This is a genomic window from Methyloversatilis sp. (assembly GCF_030696805.1).
Taxonomy (GTDB): Bacteria; Pseudomonadota; Gammaproteobacteria; order Burkholderiales; family Rhodocyclaceae; genus Methyloversatilis.
This window is the reverse complement of sequence record NZ_JAUYRO010000060.1, coordinates 1-1,679: the sequence shown is the minus strand read 5'-3', so window position 1 is coordinate 1,679 and position 1,679 is coordinate 1. Positions and strand designations below refer to the sequence as shown.

The window sequence follows — 1,679 nt, the reverse complement described above, 5'->3', positions numbered from 1 at the left end:
TCCCCGCAGGCGCGGGGATGAACCGGGCCGCTCACTATCAGGAACGGATCGTGATGACCGTTCCCCGCAGGCGCGGGGATGAACCGGTGATGGACGCAGACCTGAGCTTCCCCATCCTCCGTTCCCCGCAGGCGCGGGGATGAACCGGCATGGGCCGACGGCAAGGTACCGCCCGTTCCCCGTTCCCCGCAGGCGCGGGGATGAACCGTAGATCTTCGAGCCGTTCGGCAGCGAGGCCAAGCCGTTCCCCGCAGGCGCGGGGATGAACCGGACGAATGGGCGCTGGACGACCAAGGCATTACCCGTTCCCCGCAGGCGCGGGGATGAACCGGCATGCGAGCGCTTTTCGCGTATCGCGATGCACCGTTCCCCGCAGGCGCGGGGATGAACCGCGCGCCGCCAGGTGTTGACCGCGCTGCGGCGCCCGTTCCCCGCAGGCGCGGGGATGAACCGACACCGCGCATCTCATCAACCCACACGGAACACCGTTCCCCGCAGGCGCGGGGATGAACCGCGCGCAAAATCGCTCTGCGGCTTGGGCTTGCCGCCGTTCCCCGCAGGCGCGGGGATGAACCGCCCTCGCGCCTGTATCTGGTCGCTCAGTAGCTCCGTTCCCCGCAGGCGCGGGGATGAACCGTAACTAACTTGAATAACATTGTTATTCACCGACCGTTCCCCGCAGGCGCGGGGATGAACCGCCTAACCCCTCGTTCGACTTGAGAGCCAACGGCCGTTCCCCGCAGGCGCGGGGATGAACCGGCTCCGGACGTGGCCGATGAAAGCCGTCCGGACCGTTCCCCGCAGGCGCGGGGATGAACCGTAGATTCTATGTTCGGGCCAGTTTCCCCAGTACCGTTCCCCGCAGGCGCGGGGATGAACCGTTCTACGTTGAAGCCGGCCGCCTTTTTGACGCCCGTTCCCCGCAGGCGCGGGGATGAACCGTGGCCTGTTCACCTTCACCACAGCCACAGGACCCGTTCCCCGCAGGCGCGGGGATGAACCGCAACTAACTTGAATAACATTGTTATTCACCGACCGTTCCCCGCAGGCGCGGGGATGAACCGGCCGAGGCTGCCGAATGTGTCAAACGACATCAGAAACTGACCCCCTGGCGACATCAGGAATTGACCCCCGGTTGTTGATCAATCGGTTTGGGTTGCGGTGTTCGCGCTGGCCTGGTTAACCAGGCCAGCGCGGCGTTTTGTTCTGAGCCGGTAGCTGTCGCCGCGGATCGTGATGACATGGCTGTGGTGGAGCAGCCGATCGAGGATGGCGGTGGCCACCACAGCGTCACCGAACACGCCGCCCCACTCGGCCACGGATCGATTGCTCGTCACCAACATCGAACCACGCTCGTAGCGCCGGCTCACGAGTTGGAAGAACAGGTGTGCCGCATTTGCCTCGAACGGCAGGTAGCCCAGCTCGTCGACCACCAGCAGTTTAGGCTTGGTGAAGTGGATCAGCTTCTCCTCCAGGCGTCCCTCCGCGTGGGCTCTGGCCAACTGCGTCACCAGGCTCGTTGCCGGCACGAACAGCGTTGTCCAGCGTCAATCAAGGTGAGAGGAGCGCGTCAATCAAGGTGAGAAGTTCGGCATGGGCGGGAGGCTGGCGGGCGTAGCCCGACAGGCGCCCGCCCATGCCGGCGAAGAGGCTACCCGTCAGGGCGCTTCATCGGTGAT

Annotated in this window: 1 protein-coding gene and 1 CRISPR repeat array; the gene reads right to left on the bottom strand. The window is 65.2% G+C overall.

Annotation, left to right across the window (positions count from 1 at the left end; translation table 11 throughout):
- Position 1 precedes the first annotated feature (1 nt).
- Positions 2–1,064: direct repeats of the CRISPR family, unit length 24 nt; unit sequence CCCCGCAGGCGCGGGGATGAACCG.
- A 78-nt stretch (positions 1,065–1,142) separates the two neighbouring features.
- Positions 1,143–1,529 (bottom strand): ATP-binding protein, encoded by a 387-nt coding sequence (locus Q8R75_RS11375; protein WP_305663662.1) that lies wholly within the window; start codon positions 1,527–1,529, stop codon positions 1,143–1,145.
- Positions 1,530–1,679: the final 150 nt, after the last annotated feature.